Raw genomic sequence first — 16,463 nt, 5'->3', positions numbered from 1 at the left:
TTTTTTAAAGGCTTTTTATCCTTTAAACTCCATACTTTTAAAATCAAGTGGATCAACATTTTCTTGCATGATATTAATGCGTTCTTTATCTTGTAAGCGTTTATCATCTCTAAATACAGCACGCACTAAATCCATACCTGTGTAAAAATCTTTCATTAATACCATAAACAAATAACGTCCAAATTCACTTGTATATAAAGTATTGTTTTCTTTTTTTATAGCTTTACTTAGTTTAAGGCCTAAAAGCTCGATGAAAAGATCTTTTTCTAAATTACAATCTAAAGTTTTATTAAATTTATCAATTTCGATTTTACCAGTAAACATTTCGGTTAAAAAGACATATTTGATGATTTCTTTTTTACCAAAATTAGCTTTAGCAATATTTGCATTTTGTTTTTCTTTGATGAGTTTAGAATAATCATTTAAATTAAAAGCATTGATTAAAAGTTCTCCATCTAAAAAGCTAAAAGCCCCACTTCCCACGCCTAAATACTCATGATGGCTACTTACATACTCATCATTAAAGCTACTTTTTTCTAAAGAAAATGACCATGCATTATTTCTTTCATAATCTTTGAAAAAATCTACAATGATTTTATAAAACTCAAATTCATTATCTTTAAAACTTACTCCTAAAGTTTTTGCGATATTATCTTTGGTTAAATTGGATTTCATCAAAGGATAAGTTGTGATTTGTTGAGGTTTTAAACTTTTTGCTATTTCTAAATCATTGAGTAATTGCTCTTTAGTTTGAGAAGGAAAATTAAAAATCAAATCAAGACTCATGATAGGAAGCACACCTATGGCTTTAGAAAGTTTTTCTTGAAGTTCTTTACTTGAACCAAATTTATGATATCTTGCTACTTTTTTTAAAGTATCATCATCAAAACTTTGTATACCGCAACTTAAACGATCTATAAGCCCTTTAAACATTTCTAATTTTTTCGGGTCAATATGGTTTGGATCGGTTTCACAAGAAATTTCTTTAATATTAAATAATTTTTTGCAAAGTTCTAAAGTTTTAGCAAGCTCTTCTTCGTTGATCAAAGTAGTGCCACCACCCACATACATAGAAGTAAAATCAAATCCTTTATCTTTGATTTGTTTGATTTCTTCTCTTAAACTTTCAAAATATCTTTTTGCTAAATCTTCATTGTAATAATACTTATGAAAGCTACAATATGGGCAAAAAGTATGACAAAATGGTATGTGAGCATAAAGCATATAAGATTTTTTTGGATTAACTTTTTTTTCTTGTCCTTCTTTTAAAAGTTTCACATCAAAACCATTTTCTAAAGATTTTTGCATAGCTTTGTGTGAGTAAGAAAGAGCTAGGTTTTGTAAAAAATTCATATTTTTCCTAAATTTTCATTTTGTAGTTATTTAAAAAGACTATAATTGTATCATATTTTTACAAAGGCTTTATAATGAAAAAGATTTTTATAGCATTTTTTGTATTTTTACTAGGACTTATAAGTGTGTCAAATTCTGCGCCTTTAGATGAAATTTTCCAAGATGTTAATGTTTCAGGCAGTATGCGTTATCGTTTTGAGCATAATAGCCCAAAAGATAGAGGAAATAATAATTTTAATCAAAGAATTCAAATTCAAATGCATTAACAACTAAGCCTTAAAGACTTAGTTGTTATAAAAGTTTTCCTTTAAGTTTTCTTCCATAGCTTTGATGTTTTCTTTTGATTCTTCTTTAGCGTTAAATCCTCCACCAAAAGCTTTCATAACATCTACGATAGAATTTGCAAGCTCATAAGATGAGTTAGTATAAGAAAGTTTAGCATTTAGGTAATTTCTTTGATCTTGTAAAAAATCAGCCAAGTTAATCACACCATTTTCATATCTTAAGGTAGAAATTTCATAAATTTTACTTTGGGCTAGAAATAAATTTTTATAATTTTGCTCATTTTCATAATAGCTTTGGCGGTTAAATAAAGCAAGTCTTATTTCCCCAAAGGCTGTTTTTAAGGTGTTTTCATATTGTAAAAATGCTTCATCTTTGGTAAGTTTTGCAATATTAACATTATTCATAATCTCACCCCAATGAAAAATCGGCATTGCAAAATTTCCAGCTACATTCCAAGTATTGCTTCCATGTTTGACTAAAAGATCTAAATCATTACTTTGAAAGCCCAAAAGTCCTGTTAAAGAAAGGTTTGGTAAAAATGCAGTTCTAGCTACTCCAACAAGATAGTTTTTTTCTTCTAAAGTTTTTAAACTAGCTTGCACATCAGGTCTTTGAAGTAAAATTTCACTGCCAATGCCCTCAGGTATGCTAAGCTCGTATTGTCCTATTTTTTTATACTCTATGCTATTATAAAGTATATCATCAATATCATTTGAAGTTAAGATTTTTAAAGCTTTAGTATTAGCTTCTTTTTGAATTTTAGCATTTGTGAGTAAAACTCTTGAATTTTCAAGCTCAGCTTTAAATTTGTTAAGCTCATACTCACTAATCACTCCAAGTTTAAAATGCTCTAATTTTAACTCATAAGTTTTTTGATAACTTTGGGTTGTTTCTTCTAAAATTTTTACTTGCTCGCTTAAGCTTGCTAGATTAAAATAAGTTTTTACTACATTAGAAATTAAGCTTAATCTCGCACTTTCATAGTCAAACTCACTAGCTTGTAATTTTGCTTTTGAAGCACCATAAGTATCTCTGTATTTGCCCCATAAATCTACTTCATAGCTTAAATTTAAACCCATGTTAAAATCATTACCATAGACAAATTCATTACTTTTGTTGCTTGGAGCATTAATGCTAGTTTTTCCTCTTGCTCCACTAGCACTTCCATCAAGCTTAGGAAGCAAATCACTTCTTGCTATACCTAAAGTTTCATAAGCTTTTTGTAAATTCATATATGCAATTTGCAAGTCGTTATTGTTTTTTAAAGCTTGATCGACTAAGGTGTTTAAATAATTATCATCAAAAGCTTTCCACCATTGTTTATTAATGCTAATGTTTTGATCTAAACTTTTAGTGTAATTTACATCTTTGATTTCTAAATTTGGTTTTAAACTACAAGCTGTTATTAAAAAACAACTTGCAAAAATTATTAACTTATGCATTGATTTTACCTCTTTTTTTATCAAGCCATTTATTAAAACTTTCTAGTAAATAGAAAAATAAAGGTACAAAGAAAATGGCTATAGTAGAAGCTGCTATCATACCCCCTATGACACCCGTGCCTATTGCATGACGACTAGCGCTTCCTGCTCCATAAGCAAAGTATAAAGGTAAAATACCACAAATAAATGCTAATGAAGTCATTACAATAGGTCTAAATCTTAATTTTGCTGCGCTAATAGAAGCATCAAAAATACTCTTTCCTTTTTTAAGATGTTCTTCCATGGCAAACTCAACAATCAAAATGGCGTTTTTAGCTGAAAGACCTATTAAAAGTAAAAGCCCTGTTTGAAAATATATATCATTTTCTAAGCCTCTAAGCCATACAAGAAGTAAAGAACCAAATACCGCAAAAGGTACAGCAGTGATTACCGCTAAAGGCATGAGCCATCTTTCATACTGAGCTGCTAGGATTAAAAATACAAATAAGAGTCCTAGTACAAAAGCTACTTGACCTGCACCACTACTTGTGACTTCTTGATAAGCTGAACCTGCCCAGGCAATAGAATAATCCTCTCCCAAAGTTTCTTTAGCAACTTGAGCAATAGCATCAATTGCTTGTCCTGAAGTATAACCAGGAGCAGGATCGCCTTGCACTAGTGCTGATGGAAACATATTAAAGCGTTTTACATCATCAGGTCCAACCCCTCTATGAAGCGTTAAAACGCTATCTAGGGCTACCATAGAACCATCATTTGCTCTAACAAAGATGTTTTTTAAAGCATTTTGAGTATTTCTAAAATCTCCAATGGCACTAATATTTACACGATAATTTTTCCCAAGCATAGAAAAATCATTTACATAATAAGTTCCTATAGTAGCATTTAGTGTACTAAATACATCAGCTAAATTTAAACCATAAAGTTTTACTTTATCACGATCAATTTCTAATTTTAATTGTGGGAAATTAGTATCAAGCGTTGTTCTTACGTTGTTAAGCTCAGGACGTTTGTTTGCTGCTTCAACTAATTTATTTACATCTGCTTGAATTTCATCATAGCTTTTACCACCACGATTTTGTGCATACATTTCAAAACCACCAGTTAAACTTAAGCCTTGGATTGGCGGTGGATTAACAAAGAAAGTTTGGAAATTTGGATTTAAAAAGTATTGTTTGTTATACATTCCTGTTAAATCAAAACTACTAGTATCTCTATCGTTCCAATCTTTTAAATTCACAAACATTGCACCGGCATTTTCTTTTAAAGAGCCTGTGAAAAGATCGTAACCTATAAGACCTACAATATTTGTTATGTTTTCATTTTTGCGTAGTTCTTCTGCCATAGCATCCATGGATTGAGTGGTTCTATTAAGAGAAGATGCTGCAGGTAGATTAACAATAGTTAAAAAATTTCCTTGATCTTCAGCTGGAACAAGTGAGTTTGGTACTAATTTAAATAATCCATATAAACCACCTATTAAAAGAAAAAATATTATAACAAAACGTACAGTTCTTTTAAGTATATAAGCTACTCCGGCTCCAAAAACTTCAGTAGACCAATCAAAAATATCATTAAATTTTTTCACAAAATAAAATGGTTCACCTTCATTTCTTCTTAAAAAGATCGCACACAAAGAAGGAGTTAGAGTTAAAGCTACAAAACCTGAAATTGTAACTGAAATTGCAAGGGTTATAGCAAATTGTCTTTGAATTTCTCCCACAAAGCCAGATATAAATGAAACAGGTATAAATACTGCACAAAGTACAAGAACGATAGATACAACAGGTGCAGCAACTTCATCCATGGCTTTAATAGCTGCTTCTTTTATGCTTATATTTGGATCTTCATGCATGATTCTATCGATATTTTCAACCACAATAATCGCATCATCAACAACAATACCAATGGCCAAAACTAAAGCAAAAAGCGTAAGTAGGTTAATACTAAAACCTAAGACATATAATCCTGCAAAAGTTCCTAAAATAGAAACAGGCACAGCAATCATAGGTATGATAGTTGAGCGGAAATTTTTTAAGAATAAATACATTACAATCACAACTAAAATAAGTGCTTCAAAAAAAGTTTTTACCACTTCTTTAATAGAAGCTTTAATAAATATAGTTGTATCATAAGGCACTTTATAAGCTAAGCCCTCAGGAAAACTTTTAGAAAGTTCTTCAAATTTTTTCTGTACCAATTCAGCTGTACTTACTGCATTTGCTCCAGTTTGTAAGAAAATCAAAATAGGAGTTGCATCATTTCCATTTAATCTACCATTGAATGTATATTCTCTTGAGCCCAAAGAAACTTCAGCCACATCTTTAAGTCTTAAAAAAGAGCCATCGCTATTTGCTCTTATGATAATATCTTCAAATTCTTTGGTGTTTTTTAACCTTCCTTGCATAGTTACTGAATACACATAAGGAGATCTTTCTACTACAGGCTCTTGACCTATCTTACCAGTAGCATATTGAGCATTTTGCTCACTAACTGCAGCGATAACATCAGTTGCAGTAACTTGGTATTTGTTTAATAAATCAGGATTAAGCCAAATTCTCATAGAATAATTTCTTGAGCCAATAGCTACAGCATTACCCACACCAGGAACCCTAGCAAGATCATCTAAGATATTTAATGCAGCGTAATTATATACTTCAAGTGAATCCATAGAACCATCAGGAGAATACAAAGTAGCAACTTCTAAAATGCTTGAACCAGTTTTTCTTACACTAACACCAGTTTTTTTAACATCTTCAGGTAGTTTTGCCATAGCAGCTGAAATTCTATTATTAACATCAACTGTTGCTTGGTCAGGATCTGTACCTATGTTAAAATACACACTTAAGCTCATATCGCCTGAAGAGCTTGAAGTTGAATCCATATAAATCATATTTTCAACCCCATTGATTGCGTCTTCAAGAGGAATAGCCACTGTTTGAGCCACTGTTTGAGCATCAGCACCTGAGTAATTTGCACTTACTTTTACAACGGGTGGAGTTAGAGAAGGGTACTGCTCCACAGGTAAAGAATAAAGCCCTATAATCCCTGCTAAAGAAATGATAATAGCTACAACAGAAGCAAATACAGGTCTTTCTATAAAAAATTTAGAAAACATTATTTATTCTCCATTACGCTAACGCTTGCACCAGGTCGGATTTTTTTGAAGTTATTTAAAATCACTTTATCGCCATTTTTTAAGCCCTTGTCGATGATTGCTTTATCAGAAGTTTGATAGATAACATTAACAATAGTTTTAACTACTTTTCCATCTGCTAAGGTATAAACATAAGTAGCACTATCATCTTGCAAAAGTGCAGCTTGAGGAATTTCAAAACCATCTTTTTGAACAAAACCACCAACATGAACATTTGCAAAAGAACCAGGCATTAAGCTTGAGTTATTATTATCAAAAATAGCCTTTGCTTTTACTCCACCACTACGAGTGTCTATAACGCTATCTATAAAATACAATTTTCCATTGAAAAGCTCACCGCCAACATTAGCTTGCACTTGGATATTTTCTAATTGCCAGTTGCCACTTTGAATATTTTTATTCATATTGATTTTATCTACATCAGAAATATAAAAGTCTGCAAAGATTGGATTAATGTTTGTAATGCGTACAAGCTCAGTTGATGAAGCATTTACATAATCACCCACATCCATTAGCGCATCTCCTAAAACCCCATCAAACGGAGCGCTTACCACGGTGTATTTTAAGTCCAATCTTGCATTAGCAAGCTTTGCTCTAGCACTTTCTAAATTAGCCTTGGTAGAATTAAATTTAGCCAAACTTGCATCAAATTCTTTTTGTGAAATAGCATTTTTTTCTATTAGAATTTGATCTCTTTTGAAATTTTTTTCAGCATCATCAAAATTTGCTCTTGCGACTAAAGCATCTCCATAAGCCATATTTACAGTTGCTTGGTATTTATCAGGCTCTATAAGAAAAAGTTTATCGCCTTTTTTGACAGCTTGGCCACTTTTGAAATATTTTGCTTTGATTTCACCGCTTACTTTAGGCTTGATCACCACATCTAACTCAGTGCTTAATCTTGCAGGATAGGTAAATTCTAAAGGTAAATTAGCACTTTGCATAGTCATAATACTTACAGGTTGAGGAGGGAGTTGTTTAACTTGTGCGTTTTTATCATTTGAGCATGCTACAAATATCAGCGAGGCACAAGCTAGAGTTAAAAGTTTTGTTTTCATTGGTTTCCTTAAATTATTTATTTAGCTAAAAAAGTAATTTATATTACAAAATTGTATGATTGTTATTCTATCAATCTTTGGTTAATTAAAATTAACAATTCCTTGAGTAAAAAGCTTAACAACTTTTTTTGCATGATTTTGTTGCTCTTTTTTACTCATTAAAACCTTATTTTCAAAAGTACTTTGTATAAAAAAGGTTCCCCTAAGCATAGCACAAAATGTATAGCTTAAAAATTCAGCATTTTTGGCTAAATTTTCATTATTTTCTTCTTCAAATCTTTTTTGAAGAACATATTCTACTTCTTTTCTATTGCTTCCTTTAAACCACTTCCCAAAATCAAATTTTTCATTATAAATTTCAGAATATAAAAGCCTTACTATAGCTATGGTTTTAGCGTCATTAAAAATTCCCAAATAAGCTTTAGCAAATTGATATAAAAATTCTTCTAAATTAGCATTGGGTGAAAGTTGCATATTTTTTTTCAAAATAGCTAGAAAATGATTTTCTGCAAAATCATTTAAAACCGCTTCAAATAAACCTTCTTTACTTTTAAAATGCTCATATACACAAGAAAATGAACCACCAGCTTGCTTGATAATATCTTTAAGATTAGTTGCTTCGTAGCCGTTTTCTAAAAACGACTCCGCAGCAATTTGTTTGATTTTTTCAAGCCTTGCTTGAGATTTTGAAGAAAGTTTTTTTATCATTGGTGTTTTTTGTGCTCTATAATTGAGTTTTTAGGATAGACAAAATTACTTTCTCTTGTGATTATGATATTTTTATCATCAAGCGCATATGCTTTAATAGTTAAAGGTATCACTGTATCTTTTCTATCATTATCAGCTAGTTTTTTAGTAGCTTTTAGTACAACTATTTGTTTATCTTTTTCTCCAGCTTTTAATTTAAAAGGTTTTTTTGGTCTAATGATTTCTAAACCATCATCAATGCCTTGTAATTTCACATCAAAATAATACTCATGAGCTTTATTATCAGTGTTTTGGAATAAAAATACATAAGCATTGCTAATAATTAATTCTCCATCATGCGCTTTTCTAATTTGATAAAGCTCGCTAGAACGATTAATATTTAAAAGCATATTTTCTTTTTTGCTTCCCATTAAAACTAAAGCCGCAAAAACACCACATAAAACTACTAAATATCCGATAGTTCTAAATCTAAAATATTTTACCTTCTCTCTTGTTTCAATAGCTTTTGCACTAGTCCAATTAATCAAACTAGGGCGATCAAATTTAGCTTGAATTTTCGAGCAAGCATCAGCACACTCAAGACAATTAATACACTCAAGTTGCATTCCTTGGCGTATATCTATATGTGTAGGGCAAATTTTTACACAGGCTTCACATCCTATGCATTCACCTTGTGGTGGTTTTTGATAAAGTTTGGTATGCCCATCATAAATCACTCCACCTCTTTTATCATCATAAATGACTTGAACAGTATTATTGTCAAACATTACAGATTGAATTCTTGCATAAGGGCATACATAAACACAAAATTTTTCACCCAAATACACTATATCAAAAGTAAAGGCCAAAGAAGCACAAAACAAAATTCCCAAAAGCAATAAATGATCAGCAGGGTTTTGAATATATACAAAAAAATCTTCAGGTGGTACAAAATACCATAAAAATGCACTCATCATTAATAGAGAAAAAAGATAAAAAATCACAATGCTTAAAGCTTTTTTGATAAAAAATCCATCTACTTGTTTTTGTTTGTTTGCTGTGCTTTTGTGTATTTTAAATATTTTTGTTTGCAATAAATCTCTATAAATAACCCTAGCAATGGTTTGAGGACAACTCCATGCACACCAAATTCTTCCTGCTAAGGTAGTAACAAAAAGTATGGTTAAAAACATACCCATAATAAGAAATGGCATTAAATAAAGCTCTTGGGTATCAAAAGCTATAAAAAATAAATTAAGTTTTTTATGATCAAAACTTAATAAAAAGAAATGATTTCCATTGATTTTGATAAAAGGCAAAGCAATGAAAATAACCATGGAAACGATATAAGCTATATATCTTTTCTTAGTATAATTAGTGACACAGGCACTCATTTTGACTTCCTTGTAAAATATTTTTTTTAATTGTAATACTAGAAAAATTAAACCAAACTTTGTCTTAATTAAGAATTTATGTTTAATTTTTATTTATGTAATTATTACAAAAATAAATTTTATTTTCAAGTAAAATTATGGTATAATCAAAACTTTCAAATTTTTAACGAAAGGTGGTGAGGGTCGTGCCAGGAATCAAGGTACATCCTAACGAGTCTTTTGATGAAGCGTATAGAAAATTCAAAAAACAAGTAGATAGAAATCTAGTTGTTACTGAAGTTCGCGCAAGAAGATTTTTTGAACCTATGACTGAAATTCGCAAAAAACAAAAAATTTCAGCACGCAAAAAAATGCTTAAAAGACTTTATATGCTTAGACGCTACGAGTCAAGACTCTAATACCAAAAAGCCGAATTTTCGGCTTTTCTTCGATTATTTTTATGTTTCTTTGGATTTTAATCATTCATTTTTTTGGACTTATTTTACCAGGACCTGATTTTTTCTTAGTAAGTTCTTGTGCTTTAAGAGAAGGTATTAAAAGTGCTTTAAAAGCAAGTTTGGGTGTGAGTTTGGCCATGAGTGTGTGGATTATACTTTCTATACTTGGTTTGAGTGTGATTTTTCATCAATTTCCATTTTTGCAAATCGTTTTATCAAGCTTTGGAGCTTGCTATCTTTTGTATTTATCTTATGGGATTTATAAAAATACAAAAATAGGTAATATAAAAGTTCAAAAAACTCATATATCTGCATTTTTAAGTGGCGTTATAACAAATTTATCAAATCCAAAAGTTATTTTTTATTTTGCTAGTGTTTTTGCAAGTTTTGATTTTGCTCAAATGCGATGGATGTTGATAGTATTAGTGTTTGTTTTGATCTTAGAAACCATAATTTACTTTTCTTTGATTTCTTTATTATTTTCAAAACCTTTCATGGTAAGAATTTATCAAAAGAATTTAAAACTTATTGATTATTTAAGTGCTTTTATATTTTTTGCTTTTGCTGTATTTATTTTAAGTAGTAATTTAATGATTATGATAAATTAAAGCAATTAATTTTTATTAATACTTTTTTTGTTAAAATCTTATTAAGTTAAACTTATAAATTTAGGAAAGATTATGAAACATATAAAAACTATACTTAAGCTTAGTATGATAAGCGGTATTGCTGCTATAAGTGGCGGTGCTTTAAGTGCGTGTAGCAACAATACAAATGATTCTAATAATGCATTAAGCCAAGCAGCAAATACCCAAGGTGCTTTTGTTATCATTGAAGAAACCGCTCCAAATCAATACAAAATCAAAGATCAATTTCCAAGTGATGAAACTAGGGTGGTTTTAAAACAACTTGATGGCACAGAAAGAGTTTTAAGCAAAGAAGAAATGGATAAATTAATCCAAGAAGAAGCTGCTAAAATAGACAATGGTACTTCAAATTTAACAAATCCAAATAATGCTCAAATGAGTAGCGGAGGACTTTCTTTAGGTGAAACATTGCTTGCAAGTGCAGCTGGTGCTATACTTGGTAGCTGGATAGGTTCAAAGCTTTTTAATAATCAAAATTTTGCAAATCAACAAAGAGGAGCATTTTCAAATCAAAGTGCTTATCAAAGAAGTGTAAATAGCTTTAATAAAGCAAGTACAAGTGCTACTTCAGGCTCAAGTGCGAAAAAATCAGGCTTTTTTGGTGGTGGCTCTAAGGCTACCTCAAGTTCTTCTAACTCTTTTGGATCTTAAGGGTAAAAAATGAATTTTTTAAAAGTAAATCCTTTAGAAAAATCATATTTAGATCAAATTGGCTTTTCATGGCATACAGATAATGATGGAAGTGATTATTTAGATTCTAATTTAGTTTGCGTGAGGGAAAATGAAGCAAATGCGTATTATGAAGCAGTGAATGAGCTTTATGATATGTTTGTGGCTGCTGCACAAGAAGTGATTGATAATGATCGTTTTGATGAGCTTGGAATTCCTTTTAATTTGGTTGATGCGATTAAGATGAGTTGGGAAAATGATGTGCATTGGCATTTATATGGTAGATTTGACTTAGCAGGTGGACTTGATGGTAAGCCTATAAAGCTAATAGAATTTAATGCTGATACTCCAACATCTTTATTTGAAAGTGCTATTTTACAATGGGCTATTTTAAAGCAAAATAACCTAGATGAAAGCTCGCAATTTAATAATATATATGAAGCCTTAAAAGATAATTTTAAAAGACTTATCACTTTAGAAGAAGATGTAAGTGAGTTTGAAAAATATTATGAGGGTTGGAAGATATTATTTTCTTCAATTGCAGGCAGTGATGAGGATATGATCACAACCAAACTTTTAGCACACATTGCTAGTGAAGCAGGTTTTGAGAGTGAGTTTTCTTTTATAGATGAAGTAGAATTTTCGCCCGAAGGTGTTTTTAAAAATGATGTAAATTTTGAGTATTTTTTCAAACTCATTCCTTGGGAGAGTATAGCCATAGAAGAGGGTGAGCTTGCTATGCTTTTAACTCAAATCATGCAAAATCAAAAAGCAATCATTTTAAATCCTGCTTATACTTTACTTTTTCAAAGTAAAGGTATAATGAAAATTTTATGGGAGCTTTATCCAAATCATCCTTTATTGCTTGAAACAAGTGATCAACCTTTAGTGGGTAAAAAATGTGTTAAAAAACCTGTTTTTGGTAGAGAAGGAGCCAATGTTTCTATTATAGAAGCTAATGGAGATGTAAGTTTTGAAACAAAGGGAGATTATCAAAATAATCGCTTTGTATATCAAGAATTTGCTGAGTTTAACAAAAATGAAAATGATTATTATCAAGCAGGAGTTTTCTTTGCTTATGAGGGTTGTGGATTAGGTTTTAGAAAAGGTGGTTTGGTGCTTGATAATTATTCTAAATTTGTAGGACATATAGTAAAAGATTAATGAAAATAGTATGCTTAGATACTGCTACCTTAGGTAGAGCGGATTTAACGGTTTTTGAAAGTCTTGGCGAGTTTGTAAGTTATGACTTAACTTCTAAAGATGAGGTTATTGCAAGAATAGCTAATGCGCAAGTTGTGATGATAAATAAAATCATCATTGATAAAAAAGTGATTGATAGCACCAATCTAAAACTTATTTTACAACTTGGTACAGGGGTAAATAATATAGATGTAGCTTATGCAAATTCTAAAGGTATAGTGGTAAAAAATGCAGCTAGTTATTCTACAAAAAGTGTTTTAAGCCATACATTTGCCTTGCTTTTTGCTTTTTTAAATCAAATTCCATATTATGATAAATGGAGCAAAGAAGGCAAATGGTGTGAGAGTAAAATGTTTTGTGATTTTAGTAAGACTTTGCATACTTTAACTGGTAAAAAACATGGTATTATAGGACTTGGAGCTATAGGTAAGGAAGTAGCTAAGGTTTCTCAAATGTTTGGTTCTAAAATTTGTTATTATTCTACCTCAGGGACTAATAATAATGATGAATATGAAAAAGTAAGCCTTGAAGAGCTTTTAAAAACTTGTGATGTAATTAGCATCCACGCACCTTTGAATGATAAGACAAAAAATTTATTAAGTAAAAAAGAACTAATGCTTTTAAAAGATGAGGCTATCTTGATTAATGTAGGACGTGGTGGGATTATTAATGAAGTAGATTTAGCTCAAATTATGGATGAAAAAAATATTAGAGTAGGGCTTGATGTGCTTGAAGTAGAACCTATGGTTGAAAATCATCCTTTACTTGGTATAAAAAATAAAGAAAATTTAATTATCACTCCACATGTTGCATGGGCTAGTGAAGAATCCATACAAAATTTAGTCCAAATCGTATTTAATAATCTTAAGGAGTTTATAGAAAATGGCAAGTGAACATAGTTTTGATATTAGTGGGGAAATTGACAAGCAAGAGTTAAAAAATGCTTTAGAACAAGCTAAAAAAGAGCTTGATAGTAGATATGATTTAAAAGGCATTAAAAGTGAAATAGAGTTAAATGAAAAAGAAAGTGTTTATAAGCTTACTTGCTCTAGTGAAGCAAAGCTTGAAGTGTTAAAAGATATTGTTATTTCAAAGCTTATTAAAAGAGGGATAAACCCTAATGGTATTAAAGAGTTAAGCAGGGAAAGTGGAGCAAATTTTAGACTGAATTTAAAAGTTAATGACGCTATTGATACTGATAGTGCTAAGAAGATTAATAAAGCTATAAAAGATAGTAAGCTAAAGATAACTTCAAGTGTTAGAGGCAATGAAATTCGCGTAGTTGGTAAGCAAATTGATGATTTACAAAGCGTGATGAAAATAGTAAAAGAGTTAAATTTAGAACTTAATCTTAGTTTTAAAAACCTTAAATGAAAACTTTACTTCAAATAGTTTTTTTGTGTTTTGTGTGTGTTTTTTTAAGCTCTTGTGCTTTAAAAAGCAAAACACAAGCACAAAGTACTTATGTTATTTTAAAAACTCCAGAGTTTAAATTTGCTGATTATGGTTTTTTATATGAGGGAAAAAAATTTACAAGTTTAGAGCTTTATAGTGCTTCTAAAGCCTTACTTGAATTAAAAATTAGCGATAAAATTTGTGTTAATGGCATATGCTATGCAAAAACTTTTTTTAATAACAGATTTTTTAATAATGAATATTATGATGATTTTTTACAAGATCTAATCTACAAAAGACCTATTTTTTATGGAAAAAATAAACAAACTACTTCTTGTGGTTTTACTCAAAAGATTGTAAGTAAAAATTATGATATTTTTTATGAGGTTTGTGATAAAAATATGAGTTTTAATGATAAAAAATCCAAAATCAAATTTAGCATAAAGTCAATATAAAGGAAAATATGAAAGATTTAAAACTTTTTCTTAATGATACTTTTAAAAGCAATATTTATAAAAACTTACAATGCAGTGAAGATGAAATTTTAATTTTAAAGCATTTATGCAAAAATTATTTGCAGGCAAATGCAAGTATTAATGCTTATAATCTTCTTAGCGAAGTTTTTAAAAATGATGAGTATGAGTATTTAGATCATTTAAAAGATCTTAAAAATCTTATAGAAAAAGGTTTTATTGTTCAAATTTTTTCTGATTTTAAAGCAAGTAAAAACTCAAGCTTGCTTTTAAATTTGCTACAATGTGAGTTAAGTTTAAGTGAAGTTTTCTTGCAAGTCTTAGAAAATAAAACCATACAAGATTATATGCAAGATCAAATTTATGAAGATCATATTGCATATTTAAAAGATGAATTTTTTAAAATCGAGCTTTATCAAAGATTGCGTTTTTTTGCTAAAAGTTCTCAAAGCAAGAATATTAAAAAAGATATAGCTATATTTGAAGCATACATTAAAGAGCGTTTAAAGAAAAGTAAAATTTCTAATGTTTTAGCAGAGATTTTTAAAGAATATGCTTTAAATGATAAAGAATGCTTGATATTTATTAGTTTGTTAAAAGAAGAGTATTTGCTAAATACTGAAAATTCTTATAGTAGAGATTTTAATTTTTTGCTTCATTTAATTAGCGAGGATGAGGCTCAAAAGCAAGAAAATAAAGCCTTATTAGAAGAAGATTCTAAGCTACTTGGTTCAAATCTTTTAGAATATGATGAATTTGTTAATTCTTTGGGTGATATAGCTAAGATTTTTTATTTAAGTGATGATATTTTACAAAGAATTATTAATTTTAAAGAACCAAAGAAAAATAAAAAAATTAAACTTCAAAATTTGGTTAAAGAGCAAGATATTTTTGAGCTAATCGAGCCAAATACCAATATAGATGATGTTATTATGCCTCAAAGTACTAAAGATTTATTAGAAAGCATATTAAAACAACAAGATAAAAAGGTTTTAGAAAGATTAAATAAATGGGGTATAAAAACTAATAAAAATATAGAAGCTAAGATAATTTTCTATGGCCCTGCTGGTACGGGTAAGACTATGAGTGCATTAAGCATGGCAAAAGCTATGAAAAAATCCATTTTGAGTTTTGATTGCTCGAAAATTTTAAGTAAATATGTGGGCGAGAGTGAACAAAATGTAAGAAAGATTTTTGATACTTATAAAGAGCTTTGTCAAACAAGTAAGCAAAGCCCTATTTTACTTTTAAATGAGGCGGATCAGTTTTTAAGTACTAGAGTAGAAAGCAGTGGCGGTGCTGATAAAATGCATAATCAAATGCAAAATATTTTTTTGGAACAAATCGAGCGATTTAGTGGAGTTATCATAGCAACAACTAACTTTTTAGAAAGTTTAGATGTGGCTTTTTCAAGAAGATTTGAGTATAAAATAGAATTTAAAAAGCCAAATTATGAACAACGCTTAATGATATGGCAAAAAGCTTTACCTAAAAATGCTAAATTTGAAGGTAGTTTTGATTTAAAAAAATTAGCCTCATATGAATTAAGTGGAGCTCAAATTGTAATGGTGATTAAAAATACGGCTTTAAAAGCGGCTATTTCTAAAGATGGTGTTTTTAAAATGAGCGATTTTTTACATACTATAGAAAAAGAAATAGAATCTTCATTTGATAAAAATAAGATAGTTGGCTTTAAAAATTAAAATTCACACAAATTTCACAAGCAAATAATATCATTCTTTCAACTTTTATTTAAAGGAGAAAAAATGAAAATGAAATTAATGTTAGCTGGTTTAGTTTGTGCAAGTTCTATGTTTGCAGATATGATTGTTAGTCCAAGTGCTTTACCTCAAAAGGCTCAAGAGTTTTTAAACACTCATTTTAAGGGCGTAAATGTAGGTTATGTAAAACAAGACGTGGATTCTTACGAAGTAAATTTGGTTGATGGAACAGAAATTGATTTTATCATTAATGGAGACTGGAAAGAAGTTGATGGTAAATACAAAGGCATTCCAACAGGATTTATCCCAAAAGAAGTTGTTGCAAAAGTACAAGCAGCGCAACCAAATGCAGCTATTGTAGAAGTAGATAAAAGAATTAATGGTTATAAATTCAGAACAAATAATATGATGGAAATTTATACAGATTTTAAAGGTAATATTTTAGGTCAAAAATTTGATGATTAATCACTTAATCCTTTCAACAAATCAAACTAAACCCATTAAGGGTTTAGTTAATTATTTAAAACTTTTTCTTTCTAGCATCT

At 29.7% G+C, this 16,463-nt stretch carries 16 protein-coding genes; 10 read left to right on the top strand and 6 right to left on the bottom strand.

Annotated elements, in window-relative coordinates:
• Positions 1-15: 15 nt before the first annotated feature.
• A complete protein-coding gene (locus L8X36_RS04840) occupies positions 16-1,353 on the bottom strand; it encodes a coproporphyrinogen III oxidase family protein (RefSeq protein ID WP_263682811.1) in 1,338 nt (445 codons plus the stop codon).
• A gap of 74 nt (positions 1,354-1,427) precedes the next feature.
• Here L8X36_RS04840 and L8X36_RS04835 point away from each other — a divergent pair, with 74 nt between their 5' ends.
• Positions 1,428-1,619 carry a mini-MOMP protein gene (locus tag L8X36_RS04835; protein WP_039627274.1) on the top strand — a complete coding sequence of 64 codons (192 nt, stop codon included), beginning with the start codon at positions 1,428-1,430 and terminating at the stop codon, positions 1,617-1,619.
• 18 nt (positions 1,620-1,637) lie between these two features.
• Here the strand turns inward: L8X36_RS04835 and L8X36_RS04830 are convergent, their stop codons facing one another.
• The 5 genes from L8X36_RS04830 to ccoG all read right to left on the bottom strand — a co-directional run bounded on the left by L8X36_RS04830 (position 1,638) and on the right by ccoG (position 9,373).
• The gene (locus tag L8X36_RS04830; protein ID WP_263682810.1) at positions 1,638-3,080 is read right to left on the bottom strand and encodes an efflux transporter outer membrane subunit; all 1,443 of its coding nucleotides are present in this window, start codon (positions 3,078-3,080) and stop codon (positions 1,638-1,640) included.
• The gene (locus tag L8X36_RS04825; RefSeq protein WP_263682809.1) at positions 3,073-6,195 is read right to left on the bottom strand and encodes an efflux RND transporter permease subunit; all 3,123 of its coding nucleotides are present in this window, start codon (positions 6,193-6,195) and stop codon (positions 3,073-3,075) included. The genes L8X36_RS04830 and L8X36_RS04825 overlap by 8 nt, the downstream gene beginning before the upstream one ends.
• Positions 6,195-7,292, bottom strand: a complete 1,098-nt coding sequence (locus L8X36_RS04820; RefSeq protein WP_263682808.1) for an efflux RND transporter periplasmic adaptor subunit — start codon at positions 7,290-7,292, stop codon at positions 6,195-6,197. The genes L8X36_RS04825 and L8X36_RS04820 overlap by 1 nt, the downstream gene beginning before the upstream one ends.
• Positions 7,293-7,373: 81 nt before the next feature.
• Positions 7,374-8,000 carry a TetR/AcrR family transcriptional regulator gene (locus L8X36_RS04815; RefSeq protein WP_263682807.1) on the bottom strand — a complete coding sequence of 209 codons (627 nt, stop codon included), beginning with the start codon at positions 7,998-8,000 and terminating at the stop codon, positions 7,374-7,376.
• Positions 7,997-9,373, bottom strand: coding sequence for a cytochrome c oxidase accessory protein CcoG (gene ccoG / locus L8X36_RS04810; RefSeq protein ID WP_263682806.1), 1,377 nt, complete (start codon positions 9,371-9,373; stop codon positions 7,997-7,999). The genes L8X36_RS04815 and ccoG overlap by 4 nt, the downstream gene beginning before the upstream one ends.
• A gap of 185 nt (positions 9,374-9,558) precedes the next feature.
• Between ccoG and rpsU the strand changes: the two genes are divergently transcribed.
• The 9 genes from rpsU to L8X36_RS04765 all read left to right on the top strand — a co-directional run bounded on the left by rpsU (position 9,559) and on the right by L8X36_RS04765 (position 16,383).
• Positions 9,559-9,771 carry a 30S ribosomal protein S21 gene (gene rpsU / locus L8X36_RS04805; protein ID WP_002780697.1) on the top strand — a complete coding sequence of 71 codons (213 nt, stop codon included), beginning with the start codon at positions 9,559-9,561 and terminating at the stop codon, positions 9,769-9,771.
• Between the two features lie 41 nt (positions 9,772-9,812).
• Positions 9,813-10,418: a LysE family transporter gene (locus L8X36_RS04800; RefSeq protein ID WP_263682805.1), complete on the top strand. Its 606-nt coding sequence runs from the start codon at positions 9,813-9,815 to the stop codon at positions 10,416-10,418.
• 72 nt (positions 10,419-10,490) lie between these two features.
• A complete protein-coding gene (locus L8X36_RS04795) occupies positions 10,491-11,108 on the top strand; it encodes a UPF0323 family lipoprotein (protein ID WP_263663661.1) in 618 nt (205 codons plus the stop codon).
• Positions 11,109-11,117: 9 nt separating this feature from the next.
• On the top strand, positions 11,118-12,290 hold the full coding sequence (locus L8X36_RS04790; RefSeq protein ID WP_039629230.1) for a glutathionylspermidine synthase family protein: 1,173 nt from the start codon (positions 11,118-11,120) through the stop codon (positions 12,288-12,290).
• Positions 12,290-13,222 carry a D-2-hydroxyacid dehydrogenase gene (locus tag L8X36_RS04785; RefSeq protein ID WP_263682803.1) on the top strand — a complete coding sequence of 311 codons (933 nt, stop codon included), beginning with the start codon at positions 12,290-12,292 and terminating at the stop codon, positions 13,220-13,222. The genes L8X36_RS04790 and L8X36_RS04785 overlap by 1 nt, the downstream gene beginning before the upstream one ends.
• The gene (locus L8X36_RS04780; protein ID WP_263682802.1) at positions 13,212-13,703 is read left to right on the top strand and encodes a YajQ family cyclic di-GMP-binding protein; all 492 of its coding nucleotides are present in this window, start codon (positions 13,212-13,214) and stop codon (positions 13,701-13,703) included. The genes L8X36_RS04785 and L8X36_RS04780 overlap by 11 nt, the downstream gene beginning before the upstream one ends.
• Positions 13,700-14,179 (top strand): hypothetical protein, encoded by a 480-nt coding sequence (locus L8X36_RS04775; protein ID WP_263682800.1) that lies wholly within the window; start codon positions 13,700-13,702, stop codon positions 14,177-14,179. Before L8X36_RS04780 ends, L8X36_RS04775 begins: the two co-directional genes overlap by 4 nt.
• 8 nt (positions 14,180-14,187) lie before the next feature.
• On the top strand, positions 14,188-15,900 hold the full coding sequence (locus tag L8X36_RS04770) for an ATP-binding protein (protein ID WP_263682799.1): 1,713 nt from the start codon (positions 14,188-14,190) through the stop codon (positions 15,898-15,900).
• A 63-nt stretch (positions 15,901-15,963) separates the two neighbouring features.
• Positions 15,964-16,383 (top strand): PepSY-like domain-containing protein, encoded by a 420-nt coding sequence (locus L8X36_RS04765; RefSeq protein ID WP_263682797.1) that lies wholly within the window; start codon positions 15,964-15,966, stop codon positions 16,381-16,383.
• The last annotated feature ends 80 nt before the right edge of the window (positions 16,384-16,463 follow it).

The sequence above is a fragment of the Campylobacter sp. CNRCH_2014_0184h genome (assembly GCF_025772985.1).
GTDB lineage: Bacteria > Campylobacterota > Campylobacteria > Campylobacterales > Campylobacteraceae > Campylobacter_D.
The sequence above is the reverse complement of the archived record's forward strand: the minus strand, read 5'-3'. Positions and strand labels throughout refer to the sequence as shown.